Annotated in this window: 15 protein-coding genes, 2 tRNA genes, 3 rRNA genes and 1 pseudogene; 12 read left to right on the forward strand and 9 right to left on the reverse strand. The window is 64.1% G+C overall.

The window, feature by feature from the left end; genetic code table 11:
- Positions 1-23: 23 nt before the first annotated feature.
- Entirely contained in the window at positions 24-1,595 is a 1,572-nt protein-coding gene (gene tnpC, locus AC3AP7_RS10730; RefSeq protein ID WP_475763207.1) for an IS66 family transposase, read from the forward strand.
- An 82-nt stretch (positions 1,596-1,677) separates the two neighbouring features.
- Positions 1,678-1,893 (forward strand): annotated as a pseudogene (locus tag AC3AP7_RS10735) (3-oxoacyl-ACP reductase); the annotation flags it as partial.
- A 111-nt stretch (positions 1,894-2,004) separates the two neighbouring features.
- Here the strand turns inward: AC3AP7_RS10735 and rrf are convergent.
- The 6 genes from rrf to AC3AP7_RS10765 all read right to left on the reverse strand — a co-directional run bounded on the left by rrf (position 2,005) and on the right by AC3AP7_RS10765 (position 8,732).
- Positions 2,005-2,117 (reverse strand): 5S ribosomal RNA (gene rrf / locus AC3AP7_RS10740).
- Positions 2,118-2,281: 164 nt separating this feature from the next.
- Positions 2,282-5,162, reverse strand: a 23S ribosomal RNA gene (locus tag AC3AP7_RS10745).
- Between the two features lie 287 nt (positions 5,163-5,449).
- Positions 5,450-5,525 (reverse strand) — tRNA-Ala (locus AC3AP7_RS10750).
- A gap of 34 nt (positions 5,526-5,559) precedes the next feature.
- Positions 5,560-5,636, reverse strand: a tRNA-Ile gene (locus AC3AP7_RS10755).
- A 61-nt stretch (positions 5,637-5,697) separates the two neighbouring features.
- Positions 5,698-7,228: ribosomal RNA gene (locus tag AC3AP7_RS10760) — 16S ribosomal RNA — on the reverse strand.
- Together the 16S, 23S and 5S rRNA genes with 2 tRNA genes alongside form the textbook arrangement of a ribosomal RNA operon.
- Before the next feature lie 418 nt (positions 7,229-7,646).
- Positions 7,647-8,732, reverse strand: a complete 1,086-nt coding sequence (locus AC3AP7_RS10765; RefSeq protein WP_475763205.1) for an AI-2E family transporter — start codon at positions 8,730-8,732, stop codon at positions 7,647-7,649.
- Between the two features lie 213 nt (positions 8,733-8,945).
- Here AC3AP7_RS10765 and AC3AP7_RS10770 point away from each other — a divergent pair, with 213 nt between their 5' ends.
- The 4 genes from AC3AP7_RS10770 to AC3AP7_RS10785 all read left to right on the forward strand — a co-directional run bounded on the left by AC3AP7_RS10770 (position 8,946) and on the right by AC3AP7_RS10785 (position 12,730).
- Positions 8,946-10,160 (forward strand): DUF2863 family protein, encoded by a 1,215-nt coding sequence (locus AC3AP7_RS10770; RefSeq protein WP_475763203.1) that lies wholly within the window; start codon positions 8,946-8,948, stop codon positions 10,158-10,160.
- A 157-nt stretch (positions 10,161-10,317) separates the two neighbouring features.
- Entirely contained in the window at positions 10,318-11,196 is an 879-nt protein-coding gene (locus AC3AP7_RS10775) for a helix-turn-helix transcriptional regulator (RefSeq protein ID WP_475763201.1), read from the forward strand.
- A gap of 91 nt (positions 11,197-11,287) precedes the next feature.
- A complete protein-coding gene (locus AC3AP7_RS10780; protein WP_475763198.1) occupies positions 11,288-11,962 on the forward strand; it encodes an energy-coupling factor ABC transporter permease in 675 nt (224 codons plus the stop codon).
- Positions 11,963-12,118: 156 nt separating this feature from the next.
- Complete coding sequence (locus AC3AP7_RS10785; RefSeq protein WP_475763196.1) at positions 12,119-12,730, forward strand: BspC domain-containing protein; 612 nt, start codon at positions 12,119-12,121, stop codon at positions 12,728-12,730.
- Between the two features lie 97 nt (positions 12,731-12,827).
- Here AC3AP7_RS10785 and AC3AP7_RS10790 read toward each other — a convergent pair whose 3' ends face one another.
- Positions 12,828-13,979 (reverse strand): M14 family metallopeptidase, encoded by a 1,152-nt coding sequence (locus AC3AP7_RS10790; protein ID WP_475763194.1) that lies wholly within the window; start codon positions 13,977-13,979, stop codon positions 12,828-12,830.
- A 46-nt stretch (positions 13,980-14,025) separates the two neighbouring features.
- On the reverse strand, positions 14,026-14,808 hold the full coding sequence (gene yaaA, locus AC3AP7_RS10795) for a peroxide stress protein YaaA (protein WP_475763192.1): 783 nt from the start codon (positions 14,806-14,808) through the stop codon (positions 14,026-14,028).
- A gap of 56 nt (positions 14,809-14,864) precedes the next feature.
- On the opposite strand from yaaA, the gene AC3AP7_RS10800 reads away from it, so the two are divergent.
- Entirely contained in the window at positions 14,865-15,347 is a 483-nt protein-coding gene (locus AC3AP7_RS10800) for a putative toxin-antitoxin system toxin component, PIN family (RefSeq protein WP_475763190.1), read from the forward strand.
- Positions 15,348-15,422: 75 nt separating this feature from the next.
- Positions 15,423-16,595: a pyridoxal phosphate-dependent aminotransferase gene (locus AC3AP7_RS10805; RefSeq protein ID WP_475763188.1), complete on the forward strand. Its 1,173-nt coding sequence runs from the start codon at positions 15,423-15,425 to the stop codon at positions 16,593-16,595.
- 137 nt (positions 16,596-16,732) lie between these two features.
- Here the strand turns inward: AC3AP7_RS10805 and AC3AP7_RS10810 are convergent, their stop codons facing one another.
- Positions 16,733-17,380, reverse strand: a complete 648-nt coding sequence (locus AC3AP7_RS10810) for a glutathione S-transferase family protein (protein ID WP_475763186.1) — start codon at positions 17,378-17,380, stop codon at positions 16,733-16,735.
- A gap of 103 nt (positions 17,381-17,483) precedes the next feature.
- Between AC3AP7_RS10810 and AC3AP7_RS10815 the strand changes: the two genes are divergently transcribed.
- From AC3AP7_RS10815 to AC3AP7_RS10830, 4 genes are read left to right on the forward strand one after another with little or no spacing between them, the layout of a single operon-like run.
- Positions 17,484-19,088 carry a 3-hydroxyacyl-CoA dehydrogenase gene (locus AC3AP7_RS10815; protein ID WP_475767984.1) on the forward strand — a complete coding sequence of 535 codons (1,605 nt, stop codon included), beginning with the start codon at positions 17,484-17,486 and terminating at the stop codon, positions 19,086-19,088.
- Positions 19,085-19,876, forward strand: a complete 792-nt coding sequence (locus AC3AP7_RS10820) for an oxepin-CoA hydrolase, alternative type (protein WP_475763184.1) — start codon at positions 19,085-19,087, stop codon at positions 19,874-19,876. The genes AC3AP7_RS10815 and AC3AP7_RS10820 overlap by 4 nt, the downstream gene beginning before the upstream one ends.
- Positions 19,877-19,890: 14 nt before the next feature.
- On the forward strand, positions 19,891-20,610 hold the full coding sequence (locus tag AC3AP7_RS10825) for a histidine phosphatase family protein (RefSeq protein ID WP_475763182.1): 720 nt from the start codon (positions 19,891-19,893) through the stop codon (positions 20,608-20,610).
- Positions 20,611-20,633: 23 nt separating this feature from the next.
- Positions 20,634-21,731, forward strand: a complete 1,098-nt coding sequence (locus AC3AP7_RS10830; RefSeq protein WP_475763180.1) for a phosphotransferase — start codon at positions 20,634-20,636, stop codon at positions 21,729-21,731.
- The last annotated feature ends 27 nt before the right edge of the window (positions 21,732-21,758 follow it).

A 21,758-nucleotide genomic window follows, 5' to 3' on the forward strand; every position in this document is an offset into this window, starting at 1 on the left:
TGGCTTCTGGCAGACTGATTCGCATGAACCTGCCATCCGATCTCGAAGCCCTCAGCCCGGAACAACTGCGCACGCTGGCAGCGCAGCTCGCGGCTCAGGTTCAGGCAAAGGATCTGGAGATCGAGGCGAAGGCGCGTGAAGTCAGCGAGCGTGACCGCGAACTGCGCTTCCGGCAGACACGTATCGACCATCTGACGCATGAGATCTCGATTCTCAAGCGCCAGCAGTTCGGCCGTCGCAGCGAGCAGTTCAACGGTGAACAGATGAACCTGCTCGACGAGGCGATCGATGGCGATCTGGCCGCCATCGAGATCGAGCTGGAGCAACTGCAACCCGCCACAGTCACACAGCGCGAACAGCCGAAGCGATCGGTTCTGCCTGCGCAGTTACCGCGCATCGAGATCCAGCACGAGCCGGACAGCACGACCTGCCGGTGTGGTTGCGAACGTGTCCGCATTGGCGAGGACGTCAGTGAGAAGCTGGACTACACGCCGGGCGTGTTCACGGTAGAGCGGCATATCCGGGGCAAGTGGGTATGCCGCAACTGCGAGACGTTGATCCAGGCCCCCGTGCCGGCGCATGTGATCGACAAGGGCATCCCGACCACGGGGCTGCTGGCGTCGGTACTGGTCAACAAATTCGCCGACCACCTCCCGCTGTATCGTCAGGAACAGATCTTTGCGCGTGCCGGTCTCGCCATTCCGAGGTCGACGCTGGGGGCGTGGGTCGGCGCGTGCGGAGTGCAACTGCAGCCGCTGGTGGACGCGCTCCGACAGGAGATGCTGAAGCAGGCCGTGCTGCACGCAGACGAGACACCGGTACAGATGCTCAGTCCCGGCAAAGGCAAAACACATCGGGCGTACCTGTGGGCGTATACGTCCACCCAGCTCAGCGGGTTGCGCGCCGTGGTCTACGACTTCGCCAGCAGCCGTGCTGGAGAGCATGCCCGGGCGTTCCTCGATGGCTGGCATGGCAAGCTGGTATGCGACGACTTCAGCGGCTACAAGGCATCGTTCCAGCAGGGCATCACCGAGATCGGGTGCGCTGCGCACGCACGGCGCAAATTCTACGAACTGCATGCCAACCACAGCAGCGAGGTGGCGAAGCAGGCACTACCGTTCTTCGCCGCGCTCTACGATGTCGAGCGCGACGCCGCAGCACTGAACGATGACGCCCGATACCAGCTTCGACAGCATCGAGCCAGGCCAGTGTGCGATGCACTTCACGAGTGGCTGATCACACATCGCCGGATCGTCTCCGAGGGCTCGGCGATAGCGAAGGCGCTGGACTACACGCTCAACCGGTGGGAAGCGCTGACGCGCTATCTCGACGACGGGGCTGTGCCGATCGATAACAACTGGGTTGAGAACCAGATCCGCCCGTGGGCTGTCGGACGCAACAACTGGCTGTTTGCCGGATCACTTCGTGCCGGTCAACGTTCAGCCGCGATCATGAGCCTCATCCGGTCAGCGCAACTCAACGGCCATGAGCCGCAAGCGTATCTCAAGGATGTTCTCACGCGACTGCCGACACACCGGCATAGCGATATCGCCTCGTTGCTGCCGCATCGATGGCAACCGGCCGCGACCAGCTAACTCCTTCCTCGCGCGTCAAGATGGGATGGCTGGCCGCTTACGATGGACAATCGGATGATCGCGGCGGATGGAATTTTGCTACGACAAAGTCATGCGTAGCTTTGCAGGCCGCCACGGGGATTCGGCACGCGCAATGACGCTAATGGCGCCGGGATGGATCCGCACCGCGCTGGGCGGCCCGGATGCGCCATTCGGTATTGAGGAGAACGTACCGGGTCTCGTGGACGTGTTGCTATCGAAGCGGGGTACGCCGGGCTTGCAGTACGTCGATTATCTCGGTCGTACCGTTCCCTGGTAGTTCGATATGCGCTGGAATCCAGACGCGCGGATTGACGGCGCGCATGTCCAGTCCGTAAACGGCCGAACCCCGCCACGGAGGTGGACGGGGTTCGGAGCGAGGGCATGAGGAGCCTGACGATTACCTACTTTCACACGGGAATCCGCACTATCATCGGCGTGGAGTCGTTTCACGGTCCTGTTCGGGATGGGAAGGGGTGGGACCGACTCGCTATGGTCATCAGGCATGACGGGTTGCTGCGTCGCCGGCACGGCGCCGCAGCCAATCGGGAAGAAGCGTAAAGAGGGATGCTGAAGCGGGGTTGCGTTGTTTCAGGCACAACACGCGATCTCAACCCGGGTGGTCTGCCGCGCATCCCGGTTCGGGGGCGGCGAAACACACCGGTTATAGGATCAAGCCTTACGGGCAATTAGTATCAGTTAGCTTAACGCATTACTGCGCTTCCACACCTGACCTATCAACGTCCTGGTCTTGAACGACCCTTCAAGGGGCTCGAAGCCCCGGGGAAGTCTCATCTTGAGGCGAGTTTCCCGCTTAGATGCTTTCAGCGGTTATCTCTTCCGAACATAGCTACCCGGCGATGCCACTGGCGTGACAACCGGTACACCAGAGGTTCGTCCACTCCGGTCCTCTCGTACTAGGAGCAGGCCCCCTCAAACTTCCAGCGCCCACGGCAGATAGGGACCAAACTGTCTCACGACGTTTTAAACCCAGCTCACGTACCTCTTTAAATGGCGAACAGCCATACCCTTGGGACCGGCTACAGCCCCAGGATGAGATGAGCCGACATCGAGGTGCCAAACACCGCCGTCGATATGAACTCTTGGGCGGTATCAGCCTGTTATCCCCAGAGTACCTTTTATCCGTTGAGCGATGGCCCTTCCATACAGAACCACCGGATCACTATGACCTGCTTTCGCACCTGTTCGACTTGTCAGTCTCACAGTCAAGCACGCTTATGCCATTGCACTATCAGCACGATTTCCGACCGTACCTAGCGTACCTTCGTACTCCTCCGTTACACTTTGGGAGGAGACCGCCCCAGTCAAACTGCCTGCCATGCACTGTCCCCAGACCCGCTTCAGGGCCCAAGGTTAGAACCTCAAACAAGCCAGGGTGGTATTTCAAGGACGGCTCCACGCAAACTGGCGTTCACGCTTCACAGCCTCCCACCTATCCTACACAGGCCGGTTCAAAGTCCAATGCAAAGCTGCAGTAAAGGTTCATGGGGTCTTTCCGTCTAGCCGCGGGGAGATTGCATCATCACAAACACTTCAACTTCGCTGAGTCTCGGGAGGAGACAGTGTGGCCATCGTTACGCCATTCGTGCAGGTCGGAACTTACCCGACAAGGAATTTCGCTACCTTAGGACCGTTATAGTTACGGCCGCCGTTTACCGGGACTTCAATCAAGAGCTTGCACCCCATCATTTAATCTTCCGGCACCGGGCAGGCGTCACACCCTATACGTCCACTTTCGTGTTTGCAGAGTGCTGTGTTTTTATTAAACAGTCGCAGCCACCAGTTTATTGCAACCCTTTCACCCTCCAGGCGCAGGCCTGTCAAGCTACAAGGGCGTACCTTATCCCGAAGTTACGGTACCAGTTTGCCGAGTTCCTTCTCCCGAGTTCTCTCAAGCGCCTTGGAATACTCATCTCGCCCACCTGTGTCGGTTTGCGGTACGGTCAATGTGAAACTGAAGCTTAGAGGCTTTTCCTGGAACCCCTTCCAGTTGCTTCGCTTCCGGAGAAGCTCGCGCCACGCCCTTGAATCCCGTGCCCGGATTTGCCAGAGCACCTTCTCCAACGCAGCGACCGGGACTTCCAACACCCGGACAACCTTCCGCGATCCGTCCCCCCATCGCATTTCACACTGGTGCAGGAATATTGACCTGCTTCCCATCAGCTACGCATTTCTGCCTCGCCTTAGGGGCCGACTCACCCTACGCCGATGAACGTTGCGTAGGAAACCTTGGGCTTACGGCGAGGGGGCCTTTCACCCCCTTTATCGCTACTCATGTCAGCATTCGCACTTCCGATACCTCCAGCACACCTTCCGGTGCACCTTCGCAGGCTTACGGAACGCTCTCCTACCATGCACATTGCTGTGCATCCGCAGCTTCGGTATATGGCTTAGCCCCGTTACATCTTCCGCGCAGGACGACTCGATCAGTGAGCTATTACGCTTTCTTTAAAGGGTGGCTGCTTCTAAGCCAACCTCCTGACTGTTTTAGCCTTCCCACTTCGTTTCCCACTTAGCCATATTTCGGGACCTTAGCTGGCGGTCTGGGTTGTTTCCCTCTTGACACCGGACGTTAGCACCCGATGTCTGTCTCCCGTGATTGCACTCTTCGGTATTCGGAGTTTGCTATGGCGAGGTAATCCGCAATGGACCCCTCAACCATGACAGTGCTCTACCCCCGAAGGTGATACACGAGGCACTACCTAAATAGTTTTCGGAGAGAACCAGCTATTTCCAGGTTTGTTTAGCCTTTCACCCCTATCCACAGCTCATCCCCTAACTTTTCAACGTTAGTGGGTTCGGCCCTCCAGCACGTGTTACCGTGCCTTCAGCCTGGCCATGGATAGATCACCTGGTTTCGGGTCTACACCCAGCGACTGGACGCCCTGTTCGGACTCGCTTTCGCTACGCCTGCCCTATTCGGTTAAGCTCGCCACTGAATGTAAGTCGCTGACCCATTATACAAAAGGTACGCCGTCACCCCTTGCGAGGCTCCGACTGTTTGTATGCATGCGGTTTCAGGATCTCTTTCACTCCCCTCCCGGGGTTCTTTTCGCCTTTCCCTCACGGTACTGGTTCACTATCGGTCGATCACGAGTATTTAGCCTTGGAGGATGGTCCCCCCATCTTCAGACAGGATTTCACGTGTCCCGCCCTACTTGTCGTACACCCAGTTCTTCCACACTGCCTTCGCCTACGGGGCTATCACCCACTATGGCCGCACTTTCCAGAGCGTTCAGCTGACAATGCAGATAAAGAGTACAGGCTGCTCCCATTTCGCTCGCCACTACTCTGGGAATCTCGGTTGATTTCTTTTCCTGCGGCTACTTAGATGTTTCAGTTCGCCGCGTTCGCTTCACATGGCCTATGTATTCAGCCACGGATACTCCATTCGGAGTGGGTTTCCCCATTCGGACATCTGCGGATCAAAGCTCGTTTGCCAGCTCCCCGCAGCTTTTCGCAGGCTACCGCGTCCTTCATCGCCTGTGATCGCCAAGGCATCCACCACATGCACTTGTTCGCTTGACCCTATAACAGGTGTGTCTCTTCCGACACCTTCCCGCTACAGGTTGAGTTTTCGCGTTGTGCCGTATTCCACTGCCCTCTTCCGAGGGCCCTGAGATACATCGATACAATCACAACCCTGATTCACCTACTCGCATCCATCTCGAGATGCTTTCGGCCAATCTCTTTACTACTTCTTCCTGATTGTTAAAGAACGACAGCCGGCGCACACCCTGTGCGCGCCGCCATGACTGGCTCAATCGCCAATGCACGCAGGCCCTGCCACCGCAGGCGCTTCGTGCATTGAGGACTGGTGGAGGCAGACGGGATCGAACCGACGACCCCCTGCTTGCAAAGCAGGTGCTCTCCCAGCTGAGCTATGCCCCCCATGTCTTCCCCCAGGGGCCCGCCTCCGACAGATTGGTGGGTCTGGCTGGATTCGAACCAGCGACCCCCGCCTTATCAAGACGGTGCTCTAACCAACTGAGCTACAGACCCCTGAGTCTGTCATGCCTACAGCCGATAAGCGTGAGCACTTGCGCCATGGCGCAGGCTCTGGAAAGGAGGTGATCCAGCCGCACCTTCCGATACGGCTACCTTGTTACGACTTCACCCCAGTCATGAATCCTGCCGTGGTGACCGTCCTCCTTGCGGTTAGACTAGCCACTTCTGGCAAAACCCACTCCCATGGTGTGACGGGCGGTGTGTACAAGACCCGGGAACGTATTCACCGCGGCATGCTGATCCGCGATTACTAGCGATTCCAGCTTCACGCACTCGAGTTGCAGAGTGCGATCCGGACTACGACCGGTTTTCTGGGATTGGCTCCACCTCGCGGCTTGGCTACCCTCTGTTCCGACCATTGTATGACGTGTGAAGCCCTACCCATAAGGGCCATGAGGACTTGACGTCATCCCCACCTTCCTCCGGTTTGTCACCGGCAGTCTCCCTGGAGTGCTCTTGCGTAGCAACTAGGGACAAGGGTTGCGCTCGTTGCGGGACTTAACCCAACATCTCACGACACGAGCTGACGACAGCCATGCAGCACCTGTGTGACGGCTCCCTTTCGGGCACCCCCACCTCTCAGCGGGGTTCCATCCATGTCAAGGGTAGGTAAGGTTTTTCGCGTTGCATCGAATTAATCCACATCATCCACCGCTTGTGCGGGTCCCCGTCAATTCCTTTGAGTTTTAATCTTGCGACCGTACTCCCCAGGCGGTCAACTTCACGCGTTAGCTACGTTACCAAGCCAATGAAGGCCCGACAACCAGTTGACATCGTTTAGGGCGTGGACTACCAGGGTATCTAATCCTGTTTGCTCCCCACGCTTTCGTGCATGAGCGTCAGTATTGGCCCAGGGGGCTGCCTTCGCCATCGGTGTTCCTCCACATCTCTACGCATTTCACTGCTACACGTGGAATTCCACCCCCCTCTGCCATACTCCAGCGCTGCAGTCACCAATGCAGTTCCCAGGTTAAGCCCGGGGATTTCACATCGGTCTTACAGCACCGCCTGCGCACGCTTTACGCCCAGTAATTCCGATTAACGCTCGCACCCTACGTATTACCGCGGCTGCTGGCACGTAGTTAGCCGGTGCTTATTCTTCCGGTACCGTCATCCCCACGAGGTATTAGCTCAAAGGTTTTCTTTCCGGACAAAAGTGCTTTACAACCCGAAGGCCTTCTTCACACACGCGGCATTGCTGGATCAGGGTTGCCCCCATTGTCCAAAATTCCCCACTGCTGCCTCCCGTAGGAGTCTGGGCCGTGTCTCAGTCCCAGTGTGGCTGGTCGTCCTCTCAGACCAGCTACAGATCGTCGCCTTGGTAGGCCTTTACCCCACCAACTAGCTAATCTGCCATCGGCCGCCCCTGTAGCGCGAGGCCCGAAGGTCCCCCGCTTTCATCCACAGATCGTATGCGGTATTAATCCGGCTTTCGCCGGGCTATCCCCCACTACTGGACACGTTCCGATGTATTACTCACCCGTTCGCCACTCGCCGCCAGGCCGAAGCCCGCGCTGCCGTCCGACTTGCATGTGTAAGGCATGCCGCCAGCGTTCAATCTGAGCCAGGATCAAACTCTTCAGTTCAAACCTGTTACTGTTTTCGGTTCCGCGGTCTCCCGCTAAACCGGTCGCTCACTCAACGTACTGACGTTGTGGCCAGGCCCTGCCCCTTGACGAAGCAGCCCTGACCTTCCTTTCAATACTGTGTGAGACACTTTGATACTTTTGCCCTGCGCGCGGCTCTTGCGAACCCCGCGCTGCGCGCCCTGCATCAAGTGCCCACACTTATCGGCTGTATGTTTTTAAAGAACATTCGCTGCGTGCTGCGCCCCGCTACTGCCCTGTTCACTCCGGCGCTGCTTCGCTGCGTTGCTGCGTCTGCAGCAGAGAAACGAGATTATGCAGAACCTCCTCCCCCCCGTCAACTCCACCTGCGAAAAAATTTGCAGCCCAGTGACGATCGCGTGAAAAAATGAAAAAGCGAGGCCGCTGACCACCTGGCTTATTGGCCAGGCTCCACCGGATCGTGCGCCGGATGCTTCGCCCGCACCGGACCAATCGCCCAGTCGTGCAATACCGTGTAGGCAACCGCCAGCAACGTCGGGCCGATAAAGACACCCAGAAAGCCGAACGCCAGCGCACCGCCGAGAATCCCCAGCATCACGAGGATCAGCGGCATGTCACTGCTCTTGCCGATCAGGATCGGCTTGATCACGTTATCTGCCATGCTGACCACGAGCACGCCCCAGACGAAAAGAAAAACGGCCCATCCCGTCGAACCGCCGTGAAAAAGCCAGATGGCCGCCGGCAACCAGACGAGTACCGGGCCGCCCGGGATCACCGACAGAAAGAACGTGGCCAGTCCCAGCAAAGCCGGTGCCGGCACCCCCGCAACCCAGCATCCCACGCCGGCCAGCACACCCTGCACGAGCGCCGTGCCGAGAATGCCGTACACCACCCCTCGCACGGTGCTGCCCGCCAGCGCAAGCAGGTACTCGGCACGCTCGCCGGCGATACGGCGCATACCCGCATTCAGCCACGCAGCGGCACCCTCGCCCCCCGTGTAGAAAAAGAATGCCAGCACGATGCTCAATGCGAGCAACCCCAGCCCGTGCGTGACCGCAATGGCCGCGCCCAGGATCCATCGTCCCGCAGGCGCAGCCAGTGTGTGCAGCTGCGTGGCCAGTTCCGAGCTGCCGCTTGCGAGACGCCCCCAGAACGCATCGATATTCGGACCGGCAATCGGAATCCGGATGACCCATGCCGGCAAATCCGGCAACCCCGATCCAAACAGCCGCTGTACCAGCGCAACCATCTGACGGGCATGCGCCCCGAACGCGAAACCCGCGTAGACGAACGGCCCGAGCACCACGACCAGGATGAGCAACACAATCAGCAACGCCGCCAGCCTGCGCCGCCCGCCGACCCACCTCGTCACCCGGCAGTACAGCCCCCATGACGTATAACTCAGGATCGCCCCCCACAGCAGCGCCGTCGTGAACGGAGCAAGCACCAGCAGCGAGCCGCCCACCAGCACGATCAATGCAAACACGGCGGCCAGCTGCTCGATCAGTTGGTCCGATTTCAAGGCTTCTCCTCGTTGCACGTCTGCGGCCCGCCGGGCCGGATCCCGCCAGTATAGAGGGCGGGACGCCCCCTGGAGGAGGCCGGCGGCACGGCCGCCAGGCCGCCCTGCGAAGGTCGGCCGCGGCCCGTCGGACGCGCCTGTCCGCGCATAACCGGTAAGGCCGCGCAGAAACGAATAGAATGTAGGGTTCTGTGCACCCCAAATCCCTGATTTATGCGCTCGCGAATCGCCAAACGTCTCCCTCCCGATGCCGACAAGCTCGTCGGACTCTCGCTCGCGCTATTCGCGTCGGGCAGCCGCACCGAAGACCGCTTCTGGGAAGCGAAGCTCGATGCGCTGCTGGCAAAGATCGTCCGCAACGCCAACCAGACCACGCTGGACGCTGCGCTCGATCACCTGCAGCAGAATCACCCGGATGCATACGGGGCACTCGCCGACATGGCCGAAACGCACAGCGAGTCTTTCCTCGTCGAGCATGAGGGCGCCCCGTACGAGGCCCTGCTGATCGCCGCGCCCGTGCTGGCCTGGACGCGTTACGCCATCCCGTCCGGTTCGCTAAAGGCCGACACGGCCGACGCGCTTCGCTCGCATCTGCAAGCACACGTCCTCGCCACCGGCACGCGCGTCGCGATGGCGCCGTTTCTCTACAGCATCGACCAGTTGCCGCGCCACCACGTCGAAACCTGGCGTCTTGCCCAGCAACTGACCCAGGCCGCGCTCTCCGGCGGCACCGTGCGGCTCAATTTCGGCGACCTGCCGGAAACCTCTCCGATTCTCGCCGACCCGCGCTTCCTGCTGGCTGTCGTCGCGGCGCCCGTCGGCTCGCCGGTGTTCCGCTGGCAGGAAGAGGAACACGGCAACCGGATCGAGCGCAGCCAGTGCCTCGAGCAATGGGCGACGCAAGGCGGCGCCAATCTCGCGCTCGCGCTGCCCGGCTGCGAGGTCGAATGCCTGCTGCCCGATGCCTACTACTCGGCCTGCCGCGACGCCGACGAGCAGGTGCGCCCGCACACGGTGCGCACGGCGGTGCGCTACCTGTTCGATACGATCAGCGCAGCCCCGGCCGATCTGCGCGCGGTGATCGGCGGCTTTGGCGAGCGCCGCATCGACGAATACCGTATCGGCTTTACGCGCCGCGGCAGCAACGACGTGATCTATGGCGTCGTCTGGCCGCTCTACGGGCGAGAAAACGGCGAAGCGGGCCAGGAAGAAGACTTGCCGGAAAGCGACGCCGCGAACGGCCCGCTGGATGAAATCGTCGCGCTGCTGAAGGAAACCGGCGTCACCGACATCCGTCGTCATGCGGGGCGCTTCGAGCCTGAATATTGCGACGATTGCGGCGTGCCGCTCTACGCCGATCCGCTCGGCGAAATCGTGCATGCGGAAATGCCGGAAGACGCGGACCCCGCACAGCCGCACTTCCATTGATCCGCGCGTTCGCGCAGTCCGGGCCCCGCCGCGAGCGGGGCTTTTTTTTGTCATTTGTCTTATGACTTCCGGCCAGGCCGTCAAACCGCAAGGAATTTGTCATCATTGGTCGCAAGGCGCACTCCGCCGCCTACATCGACTCATCAGGAGACATGGCATGCGATTCTCGGTTATCGGCCCGGACGCGGAGCGACGCGCCGGCCTCAAGGCACTGCTGCGGCAGATCGACCGCCTTGCACGCTTTGACGAAGCCCACGACTGGCGCCAGGCAAGCCGCATCTTGCGCCGCCAGCCGCACGACCTGCTGGTAATCGACTGGCAAGACCCGACGGCCGCCGCCGAAATCGGGCCGCTGCTCGCCGAGCACGTGGGCCTGCGTACCGCTGTGCTGGCGGGCGACCAATCGCAGCCATTCGTTCACGGCCTGCTGTCGCGCGGCGTGCTCGGCGTGATTCCGCGCACCACGGACCCGCGGCTGATCGTGCGGGCACTCGAAATCGTGCTGCTCGGCGGACACTATGTCCCGGCGGGCGCGCTTGCGTTCACGCCGGTGCCGCCGCCCGAAGCGCCACCGCACCCGCCGCACGCACCGCGCCCACCACACGCGCCACCCGAAGCCAACCCACCGCGCCGGCGCGCCCGCCTCGCGAGCGGACTGTCGCCGCGTCAGGAGCAGATCATGCGCTGCGTCCATATGGGCAACACCAACAAGATGATCGCTCGCACCCTCGGCATCAGCGAAGGCACCGTCAAGATCCATCTGGCGAGCATCTTCCAGCAGCTCGGCGCACCCAATCGCGCCGCTGCCGTCGCGCTCTACAACGGCTGGCTCGCCTCGCAACTGGAGGTGCTGCGCGGCGAAGACGAGAGCGCGCCCAAGCCGGTGATGGGTCAGGCGGGAAGCGTGCCGCTGCGTCCGCGCACGCCGCCGGCGTTCACCTACCCATTGCCGGCGGACAACGAGAGCGACCCATTGCCGATGGCCGCCGAACCGGGCGTCCCGTTCGGCGAACCCGACGACAGCGAGCCCGAATGAGTCCGCTCAGCAAGGCGAGGCGCGCGGCGCGAGCCGCGCTGGCATGGAATCCGCTCACACCTTTTTCCGTCCAACGAGTAATATGAGGCATATGGGATTCCTCTACACACCGCTTCCGCTATGGGTCGCAGTCGGTGGCTGGATTGCCGCCACGCTGCTGCTCGCGCTCGCGCTGTGGAAAGCCCCCTTCCGAAGACTGCAGGACGCCACGCTTCAGCACGTATGGCTCGCCATCATCGTGGCCGTCTCGGTGCTGTGGGCAAGCAATGCATGGCTCGAAGACGGCACCGTGATCCATCTTCTCGGCGCCACGCTCGTGGTCACGCTGTTCGACTGGCCGCTCGCGCTGATTGCAATGGCCGCGGTCACAGGGCTCGCCGCAGTCGTCTTCGACGCCTCCTGGGAGGGCATCGCGCTCACGTTCGTGGTCTACGGCGCGTTGCCGGTCGGGATCTCGGCGCTGCTGCAACGGGCTTGTATCGCCTGGCTGCCGCGCAGCCTGTTCATGTTCATCTTCGGTCAGGGCTTCATGTCCCCGGCGATCGCGGTGGGTCTCACATCGCTCGCCGCGCTGGCCACGCACGTGGCCGTTACCGGCGGCTCGCTGCTCGTCGTGCCGGTCGGCTACGCGTTCAGCGTGCTGCTGCTCGCCACCGGCGAGGCGTGGTTCACCGGCATGTCCACCGCGCTGATCGCAATCTACCGGCCAGCCTGGGTCACCACCTACGACGTGCGCCGTTACCGGCTAGGCGGTCCGCGCGTCTGACAAACCCCTGCACGCCGCAGTGGCGTCTCTCGCGCGTTCACGCGCGTCTCGAGAGGACCTACCACGACAGCGCAAAATAATTGTGTCAGGATTGAACTCATTCCTGTCGTCAGGCATCTTATCTGCCTGATGTCTCAATAGCCCTTACCGAACTAGATGGATTGCACCTACCTACCGCGCCGGTTGCTGCGGGTGGCCGGCCGGTTAGCGGCAGTTGCAGCGAGCGCCGCGCTCCTGTGTCCTGTTCCCGCATTCGCCGATCAGATCGAACAGCACAACGAACTCGTCCAGCACTACATCACCGACATGCACGCCAACCCGCTCGTTGCGGACTGTGCGGCACACGGTGACTTCGTCGCCAGTACCTCGACCGCCTTCGATCACGTCGAATTCCCACCCAGCTCGTTCGATAGCGCCCATTCGTCGATCACCCCGTGGAACGATTCGTTCGACGAGCGCAAGCAGCGCGTGAAGGTCGACACCATCGTTACCGTCGAAGGACTCGGGGTACGCCAGAACGGCACAGACGACCCTTCCGCGCTGAAATTCCGCTGCGGCTACGTGGGCAACCAGATGCTCGCGTTTAGCTGGAACGATCCGGTGCCGCCGCTCAGGCCGCACTACACGCGTGCGCCGGCACGGCACCATGTGGTCAAGGGCAGGCATGTGAGCGGCAAGCGGATCACCGGCAAGCACGTCACCAGGCACCCATCGCCGTCATCGCGGACAAGCAGCAAGAAGAAGGTGACGAAGAAGAAAACGCACTGACGCCCGCCGCGCACGTCGGCAACGAAAAGCGGCGTACACGTGAACGAACGTGTGCGCCGCTTTTCGTTTCCCGTCCGCACAACGCGGCGGCGCCGCTCTACGCGAACGTTTCCAGATGCACGAGAATCGCCTGCAGCATCGCCGCGCCGAGTGCCGCACTGCGCTCGCCGTTCCAGCCGACGCGCTCGTCGGGCAAATTCGCATTGTCCTTGAACGGCATTTCGAGCGTCAGCGACAGACAGCCGAACGCATTGCCGATGTACTTGGACGCGAGCTTGAGCGCATCCTCGCGATACTTGCTCGCCGCATACCCATGCTGATCCTGGAAGTCCGGGCTCGCCCGCCTGAATGCCTCGATGAACACCCTTTGCTCGCGCCCTTGCCGCTCGGTAAACCCCGGCAGCATCTCCGAGCCCGCGACGAACACATACGGCAGCGCCTCGTCGCCGTGAATGTCGAAGAACAGGTCGCACCCGCTCGCATGGATCGCGTCGCGCACCACCTGCACCTCGGGGCTGCGCACCGGATCCGGCGCCATCCATTCGCGGTTCAGATTGGCGCCGGCCGCGTTCGTGCGCAGATTGCCGTGCACGCTGCCATCGGGATTCATGTTCGGCACGATATAAAACACCGCATGCCCGACCAGCTTGCGCGCCACCGGATCGCCCGCCCAGTCGCCCCAGCCGGCGAGGCGTTTCACGAGCCCTTCGACGAACCACTCGGCCATCGTTTCGCCCGGATGCTGGCGCGCAATGATCCAGACTTTCTTGCGCGGCACGTCGTCGCGCCCGAGGCCGAGCGTGAGCAGCGTGACGGGCCGGCCTTCGACCGTCCGGCCAAGCTCGGTCAGGCGCGCGTGCGGCAATTGCTGCACGGTGCCGAGAAACGCCGCGTGACGCTCCTCGCCATACGGCTCGAAGTACGCGTAATAAATGCGATCGAACTCGGGCGTGTGCTCGATCGTCAACACGCGGCCGTCGTATGAGGTCGGCACGCGAAACCAGTTCACGCGGTCGTAGCTCGCCACCGCCTGGTAGTCGCGCCAGCCGTCCGGGAAGGCGCAGTCCGCGGCGTTCTCGAAGCGCATCACGCATCGTTCGCCGCGCGCGCCGGACAGGCAGAAGTAGAACCACTGCGCGAACCCGGCCGCGCTGTCGCACCGGACGCGCAGCCGGATCGCGTCGGCCTGCGCGCAGGACAGCACGTCAATCGCGCCTGCGTCGAAATTGCTCGTGATCGACAAACTCATGGCAGATGTCCCGGCTGGCCAGCGATGGATTCAGGAGAAACGCCGCTCATCCTGCGAGGCGGCGCCGAAACACATAGGTCGCGTCGTTCGATGCCGCGGCGTCGAACGCGTAGCCTTCGGCGTCGAAGTCCTTCAGTTGCGCAGGCGTCCCGATCCGGTTCTCGACCGCATAGCGCGCCATCAGGCCGCGCGCGCGCTTCGCGTGAAAGCTGATGACCTTGTAGCGCCCGCCCTTCCAGTCCTCGAATACCGGCGTGACCACCGGCGCGTCGAGCAGCTTCGGCTTGACCGACCTGAAGTATTCGTTCGACGCGCAGTTGACCAGCACGCGCGCCGCGCCCCGGCGCGCCTTCAGTTGCGCGTTCAGCGCCTGCGTGATGCGCTCGCCCCAGAACGCGTACAGATCCTTGCCGCGCGCATTGACGAAGCGCGTTCCCATTTCGAGCCGGTACGGCTGCAGCAGATCGAGCGGGCGCAGCAGTCCGTAGAGCCCGGAGAGCACGCGCACGTGCTGCTGCGCGAAATCCAGATCGGTCGCCGTGAGCGACCGGGCGTCGAAGCCCTCGTAGACGTCGCCGTTGAACGCGAGCACCGCCTGCTTCGCGTTGCGCGTGTCGAACGTCGGCGACCAGCGCGCGTAGCGCTCGACATTCAGTTGCGCGAGCGGATCCGAAATGCTCATCAGCGACGCGATCTGCTGCGGCGACAGTTCGCGCAGCCCGCCGATCAGCTCGGCCGCGTCGTCGACGAAGTCGGGAATCGTGTGCCGGCTGATGTGCGCGGGCGTTTCATAGTCGAGCGATTTCGCCGGCGACAGAACGATTATCATAGAAGCTTGCAGGCACGCCGTGCCTCGCGTTGATGACGAAAGCCCGATTGTAACGAATGCCTGCCTGCCCTGCCGCGCCCATCCCACGCGTCGTCCTCGATTCGAACGTGTGGATCGACATTCTCGTGTTCGACGATCCACATACCCGCCCGATCCGCGCCGCGCTCGAATCCGGCGCGCTCGAAGCGCTGATCGACGCGCGCTGCCTCGCCGAACTCGTCCATGTGCTCGATTACCCGCAGTTCGTGCGGCGCGCGCTCGACCGCGACGCCGCGCTCGCCACGCTCAGGCGCCTTGCGCGGCACGTCGAGCCGGCCGTGCCGGACGATCCCCGGCCGCTGCCGCGCTGCAAGGACCGCGACGACCAGAAGTTTCTCGAACTCGCGCACGCGTCCGGCGCCGACTGGCTGGTCTCGAAGGATCGCGCGGTGCTGAAGCTCGCCCGCCGCATCGCGCGCGATTTCGCCTTCCGGATCGCGCCGCCCGCGCCGTTCGTCAAGGCCTGCCTGGTCGCGGCCGCCGAGCCGGTGCCGGTCTGACGCGCACGCCGCGCGGCGATTCCCTACAATCGAGTCTCGAACCGTCCCGATCACCCCCGTCTCCACGCCGCCGCCATGAACGCACCGCACGATCCGCCCACGACGCCGTCGTTTCCGTCCCGCCTGCCGCACGTCGGCACGACGATCTTCACCGTGATGAGCGCGCTCGCCGCCGAAAAAGGCGCGGTGAACCTCGGTCAGGGTTTTCCGGACTTCGATTGCGATCCGCGCATCGTCGACGCCGTGTCGAACGCCATGCGCGGCGGTCACAACCAGTACCCGCCGATGGCCGGCGCCGCGCCGCTGCGCGAGGCGATCGCGGACAAGATCGCGCACCTGTACGGGCGCCGCTACGACGCGGCCAGCGAGATCACGGTCACCGCGGGCGCGACCCAGGCGCTGCTCACGGCGATCCTGTGCACCGTGCGCCCCGGCGACGAAGTCATCGTGATCGAACCGAATTACGACAGCTACCTGCCGTCGATCGAACTGGCGGGCGGCAAGCCGGTATTCGTCACGCTCGAAGCGCCCGACTACCAGATCCCGTTCGAGCGCCTCGCCGCCGCGATCACGCCCAACACGCGGCTGCTGCTGATCAACACGCCGCATAATCCCACCGGCACCGTCTGGCGCGAACACGACATGCGCCGGCTGGAAGCGATCGTGCGCGGCACGAATGTGCTGATCCTGTCCGACGAGGTCTACGAACACATGGTCTACGACGGCGCGCCGCACGAGAGCGTCGCGCGTTATCCGGAACTCGCGCAGCGCAGCTTCGTCGTGTCGAGCTTCGGCAAGACCTATCACGTGACCGGCTGGAAGGTCGGCTACGTTGCGGCGCCCGCCGCGCTCACCGCCGAATTCCGCAAGGTCCATCAGTTCAACGTGTTCACCGTGAACACGCCGATGCAGATCGGCCTCGCCACGTACATGCGCGACCCGCTGCCCTATCTGGAGTTGCCGGGGTTCTATCAGAAGAAGCGCGACCTGTTCCGCGCCGGTCTCGCGAACACGCGTTTCCGGCTGCTGCCCTGCACCGGCACCTATTTCCAGTGCGTCGACTACTCGGCGATCAGCGATCTGCCCGAGGCCGAATTCGCCCAGTGGCTGACGAGCGAAATCGGCGTGGCCGCGATTCCGGTGTCGGCGTTCTATCACGCGCCGCACGAATCGGGCGTCGTGCGTTTTTGCTTCGCGAAGCAGGAAAGCACGCTCGCGACCGCCCTCGAACGGCTCGCACGCCTGTAGGACGGAGCGCGCCGATGCGACCCGCGCTGCCGCCCACGACGCCCCGCGTCGCGCGAGCGGGCGTCGCGCGCGTCGCACAAGCGGGCGCGCGGCCGTGGGGCGCGCCGCGGGGCGGCGCCCGCGGCCGCACCGCGGCTTCAGTTGCGCGCGCTAGCCGCGATGAACGCCTTGCGGTCCGCCGTCACGCGCTGCGCGGCCGGCCGCTCGCCGACCTGCTCCGCGTAGCGCTTCCAGTCCACGCCGGCCTCGAGCAGCAGATCGCGGCCGTACACCTGCCGCGTCGCCAGCCCCACGAGCGGCAGACTCACGAAGCCCGCCGCATCCGCGACGCTGAAGCGCTCGCCGCACAGGTAAGGCCCGAACTTCGCGAGCCGCCTGAAGCCCGCAATGTGGCGCGTCAGCAGTTTCTCGACGCGTCCGCGGGTCGCGTCCGTCACCGTGCCGCCAAAAAACGCCTGCTTGTAGAGATCGCGCGCCACCAGTTCGAGATGCAGGTCGACGAACGCAATCATCTCGCGCTGCTTCGCCGCTTCCCATGGATCGGCCGCAAAGATGCCCCGCTCCGGATAGCGCGCGTGCAGGTACTCGACGATCGCCTGCGACTCGCAGAGATCGCCCTCCGCGGTCTGGATGAACGGCACCTTGCCGAGCGGCGAGTGCGCGAGCACCGCCTCGTCCTGGCCCGTCATCACCGTGACTTCCTCGAACGGGATGCCGTACTCGAGGAGCACGAACTTCACCTTGTTGTAGTAGTTGGACAACGCGAAACCGCACAGTCTGATCATCTGCCGCCTCCTGTATGCAAGCGACCCGGACCGCCTGTGCAGATCGCGCAGGCCGCCCGTGAGCGCATCCCTTCGAATCCCTCATCCTGACACCATCAACAGAATGGCACGACCGTGCTATTCTAGAGCAACTACGGAGACACGCAACCCCATGACCTCTCGCGAATACAGCATCGAGACCATCGGCATCGTCGGCACTGGCGCCATGGGGCGCGGCATCGCGCAGATCGCCGCACTCGCCGGCCTCGCGGTGCGCCTGTACGATACCAACCCGAGCGCCGTCGCCTCCGCGCGAGACTACCTGGCCGATACGCTCGCAAAGCTCAGCGCGAAAGGCAAGCTCGACGAAGCGCAGGCGCGCGACGCGCTCGCGCGTGTCGGGGGCGCGCAAAGCGTCGGCGAACTGGCCGGCTGCGATCTCGTCATCGAGGCGATCGTCGAGAAGCTCGACATCAAGCGCGCGCTGTTTCGCGAACTCGAAGGCGTGGTCGGCAGCGATTGCGTGCTCGCGTCGAATACCTCGTCGCTGTCGATCACCGCGATCGCCGCCGGCTGCAGCGATCCGTCGCGCGTCGCGGGCTTTCACTTCTTCAATCCGGTGCCGCTAATGAAAGTCGTCGAGGTCGTCGACGGACTGCGCACCGACCCCGCCGCCGGCGACGCGCTGATGGCGCTCGCGCGCCGCATGGGCCACACGCCGGTGCGCGCGAAGGACATGCCCGGCTTCATCGTCAATCACGCGGGCCGCGGAATGAACACCGAGGGTCTGCGCATCGCGGGTGAAGGGGTCGCGGCCTTCGCCGACATCGACCGGATCATACGCGAGCAGGCCGGCTTCCGTCTCGGCCCGTTCGAGCTGCTCGACCTGACCGCGCTCGACGTGTCGCATCCGGTGATGGAATCGATCTACCACCAGTTCTACGAAGAACCGCGCTTCACGCCGTCGCCGATCACCGGCACGCGGCTCGCGGGCGGCCTGCTTGGCCGCAAGACCGGCGAGGGCTTCTACCGCTACGAGGACGGCAGGCAGCAGGTCCCCGCGGAAGCGCCGGCGCCGGCGACGCTGCCGCCGCGCGTCTGGGTGAGCCGCCGCTACCCGGAAGCCCGCGCCGCCGTCGCGGCGCTCGCCGCCCGCGCGGGGGTGCCGCTCGACGACGGCGCGACGCCCGCGCCGGACGCGCTGATCGTCGTCACCCCGTATGGCCACGATGCAACGAGCGCCGCGGTCGACGAAGCGCTCGACGCACGCCGCGTGGTCGCCGTCGACACGCTGTTCCCGCTGGCAGACGCGCGCCGCCGCACGCTGATGACCACGCCCGCGACCGGCCGTACCGCCCGCGAGCAAGGCCACGCGCTGCTCGCCGCGGACGGCGCGGCGGTCACGGTGATCCGCGATTCGACCGGTTTCGTCGCACAACGCGTGGTGGCGACGATCGTCAACATCGGCTGCGACATCGCGCAAAAGCAGATTGCGACGCCGCAGGACATCGACCTCGCGGTCACCCTCGGGCTCGGCTATCCGCAGGGCCCGCTCGCACTCGGCGACGCGCTCGGCGCGCAGACGATCCTGACCATCCTGCGCAACCTGTCGAGCGTGCTCGGCGAGCCGCGCTACCGGCCCTCGCCGTGGCTCGCGCGCCGCGCGCAACTGGGCCTGCCGCTCACGCAGCCCGACGCTGCCGATCTCCCCACGGAGCCGCAACCATGACCGCCGAACTGCTCGCCTCGCGTCCGCCGCACAGCGATACGACGCTCGTGCTGACGCTGTCGAACCCCGGTGCGCGCAACGCGCTGCACCCCGACATGTACGCGGCCGGGATCGAGGCGCTCGACAGCGCCGAGCGCGATCCGTCGATCCGCGCCATCGTGCTGACCGGCGCGGACGGCTTTTTCTGCGCCGGCGGCAATCTGAACCGCCTGCTGGAAAACCGCGCGAAAGATCCCTCTGTGCAGGCGCAGAGCATCGAGTTGCTGGCCGGCTGGATCAGCGCGCTGCGCGCATCGAGCAAACCGGTGATCGCCGCGGTCGAGGGTGCGGCGGCCGGCGCCGGCTTCTCGCTCGCACTCGCCTGCGACCTGCTCGTCGCCGCCGACGACGCGAAGTTCGTGATGTCGTATGCGCGCGTCGGCCTGACACCGGACGGCGGCGGCTCGTGGTTCCTCGCGCAGGCGCTGCCGCGCCCGCTGGCCACCGAAATCCTGCTCGAAGGCAAGCCGGTCGGCGCCGCGCGGCTGCATCAACTGGGTGTGGTCAACCGGCTCGTCGCACCCGGCGCCGCGCGCGACAGCGCTGTCGCCTGGGCCGAGGAGCTCGGCGCGCTCTCGCCGAACGCGACCACCCGCATCAAGTCGCTGCTCGGCGCGGCGGCCGGGCAGCCGCTCGCCGCGCACCTGACGACCGAGCGCGATCATTTCGTCGCGGCGCTGCATCATCGCGACGCGCTCGAAGGCATCAGCGCGTTCCTCGAAAAGCGCGCGCCGCGCTACCGGCCGTAACGCACGCGCCCGCCATGGCCGTCTTTCAACTGCCGAAACGCCGCCGCCTCTACCTGATGCGGCACGGCGACGTGACCTACTTCGATGCGACGGGCCGCGCCATCGATCCGCACACGGTCCCGCTGAACGCGCACGGGCGCGAGCAGGCGAGCGCCGCAGGCCGCCTGTTCGCCGCGCAGCAGATCCGCTTCGACCGCGTGATCGTCAGCGGCCTGCCGCGCACGCTCGAAACCGCCGAACGCGTGCTCGCCGAAACCGGCCAGCCGATCGCGCCCGAGTCCAACCCGGCGCTGCAGGAAATCCGCGGCGGCAAGCTCGCGAGCATCCCGCCCGCCGATCTCGAAGCGGCCTTTCTCGGCGCCTTCGACGGCATCGTGCCCGAAAGCACGCGCTTTCTCGGCGGCGAGACGATCGGCGAACTGCTCGACCGCGTCCTGCCCGCGCTCGCCGCGCTGCGCGACGACCCGCATTGGGACACGATGCTGCTCGTGCTGCACGGCGGCGTGAATCGCGCCATCCTGTCACACGCGATCACCGCGGGCGGCCGCGCGTTTTTCGGCCATCTGTCGCAGGCGACCGGCTGCATCAACGCGCTCGATGTCGGAACACACCCGCGCGACTGGGTGCTGCGCACGCTCAATTTTTCGCCGCCCTCGCCGCTGCATCGCGACGTGCGCAACACGACAATGGAACTGCTGTACGCGCAATTCACCCAATTCAGACGCGACGCCTGACGTGCGCCGCACCGGAGGAGAGCATGGACGACGCCACGCCCGCACACCCGCCGCCGGATTACGGTGCGTTCATCGGCACGCGCGCGGTCGCGCAGCAGCAGCGCTTCGATACCGGCGCGCTCGAACACTGGCTCAGGCAGCACGTGGATGGCTTCGCGGGCCCGCTGACGGTCGAGCAGTTCGCCGGCGGCCAGTCCAATCCCACCTTCAAGCTGATCACGCCGTCGCGCGCGTACGTGATGCGCGCCAAGCCCGGTCCGGCGGCGAAGCTGCTGCCGTCCGCCCATGCGGTCGAGCGCGAATACCGCGTGATGGCCGCGCTCGCCGCGACCGAGGTCCCGGTCGCGGCCATGCTGGCGCTCTGCGAGGACGAAAGCGTGATCGGCCGCGCGTTCTACGTGATGGCGTTCGTCGAGGGCCGCGTGCTGTGGGATCCCGCGCTGCCCGGCATGACGCCTGCCGAACGCGCGGCGATCTACGACGAGATGAACCGCGTGATCGCTGCCTTGCACCGCATCGACCCCGTGGCGCTCGGCCTCGACGGCTACGGCAAACCCGGCAACTATTTCGCACGCCAGATCGGCCGCTGGAGCAAGCAGTATCTCGCGTCGCAAACCGAACCGATCGACGCGATGGCCCGGCTCATCGACTGGCTGCCGCAGCACATGCCGGACGAAAGCAGCGAACGCGTGTCGATCGTGCATGGCGACTACCGGCTCGACAACCTGATCTTCGATCCGCAAGCGCCGCGCGTGCTCGCGGTCCTCGACTGGGAACTGTCGACGCTCGGCGATCCGCTCGCCGATTTCGCGTATCACTGCATGACCTGGCACGTCGACCCCGCCCAGTTCCGCGGCATCGCGGGACTCGACTGGGCCGCGCTCGGCATCCCCGACGAGGCGCACTACGTACAGCGCTATTGCGAACGCACCGGCTTCTCGATCCACGGCGACTGGAACTTCTACCTTGCGTACAACATGTTCCGGATCGCCGCGATCCTGCAGGGCATCATGAAACGCGTCGTCGACGGCACCGCATCGAGCGCGCAAGCGCTCGATGCGGGCCGGCGCGCGAAGCCGATGGCCGAGCTCGCCTGGCACTACGCGCAAAAGGTCCGCTAACCGACATCTCCGTTCACCGCGAGGTTT

It is taken from the genome of Paraburkholderia sp. PAMB 6770 (assembly GCF_057748135.1).

What these genes read in the sequence shown, in the direction of transcription:
- tnpC (WP_475763207.1), top strand. Translation starts at nt 24, where the DNA reads ATGAACCTGCCATCCGATCTCGAAGCCCTCAGCCCGGAACAACTGCGC.
- AC3AP7_RS10770 (WP_475763203.1), top strand. Translation starts at nt 8,946, where the DNA reads ATGCGCTCGCGAATCGCCAAACGTCTCCCTCCCGATGCCGACAAGCTC.
- AC3AP7_RS10775 (WP_475763201.1), top strand. Translation starts at nt 10,318, where the DNA reads ATGCGATTCTCGGTTATCGGCCCGGACGCGGAGCGACGCGCCGGCCTC.
- AC3AP7_RS10780 (WP_475763198.1), top strand. Translation starts at nt 11,288, where the DNA reads ATGGGATTCCTCTACACACCGCTTCCGCTATGGGTCGCAGTCGGTGGC.
- AC3AP7_RS10785 (WP_475763196.1), top strand. Translation starts at nt 12,119, where the DNA reads ATGGATTGCACCTACCTACCGCGCCGGTTGCTGCGGGTGGCCGGCCGG.
- AC3AP7_RS10790 (WP_475763194.1), bottom strand. Translation starts at nt 13,979, where the DNA reads ATGAGTTTGTCGATCACGAGCAATTTCGACGCAGGCGCGATTGACGTG.
- yaaA (WP_475763192.1), bottom strand. Translation starts at nt 14,808, where the DNA reads ATGATAATCGTTCTGTCGCCGGCGAAATCGCTCGACTATGAAACGCCC.
- AC3AP7_RS10800 (WP_475763190.1), top strand. Translation starts at nt 14,865, where the DNA reads ATGCCTGCCTGCCCTGCCGCGCCCATCCCACGCGTCGTCCTCGATTCG.
- AC3AP7_RS10805 (WP_475763188.1), top strand. Translation starts at nt 15,423, where the DNA reads ATGAACGCACCGCACGATCCGCCCACGACGCCGTCGTTTCCGTCCCGC.
- AC3AP7_RS10810 (WP_475763186.1), bottom strand. Translation starts at nt 17,380, where the DNA reads ATGATCAGACTGTGCGGTTTCGCGTTGTCCAACTACTACAACAAGGTG.
- AC3AP7_RS10815 (WP_475767984.1), top strand. Translation starts at nt 17,484, where the DNA reads ATGGCACGACCGTGCTATTCTAGAGCAACTACGGAGACACGCAACCCC.
- AC3AP7_RS10820 (WP_475763184.1), top strand. Translation starts at nt 19,085, where the DNA reads ATGACCGCCGAACTGCTCGCCTCGCGTCCGCCGCACAGCGATACGACG.
- AC3AP7_RS10825 (WP_475763182.1), top strand. Translation starts at nt 19,891, where the DNA reads ATGGCCGTCTTTCAACTGCCGAAACGCCGCCGCCTCTACCTGATGCGG.
- AC3AP7_RS10830 (WP_475763180.1), top strand. Translation starts at nt 20,634, where the DNA reads ATGGACGACGCCACGCCCGCACACCCGCCGCCGGATTACGGTGCGTTC.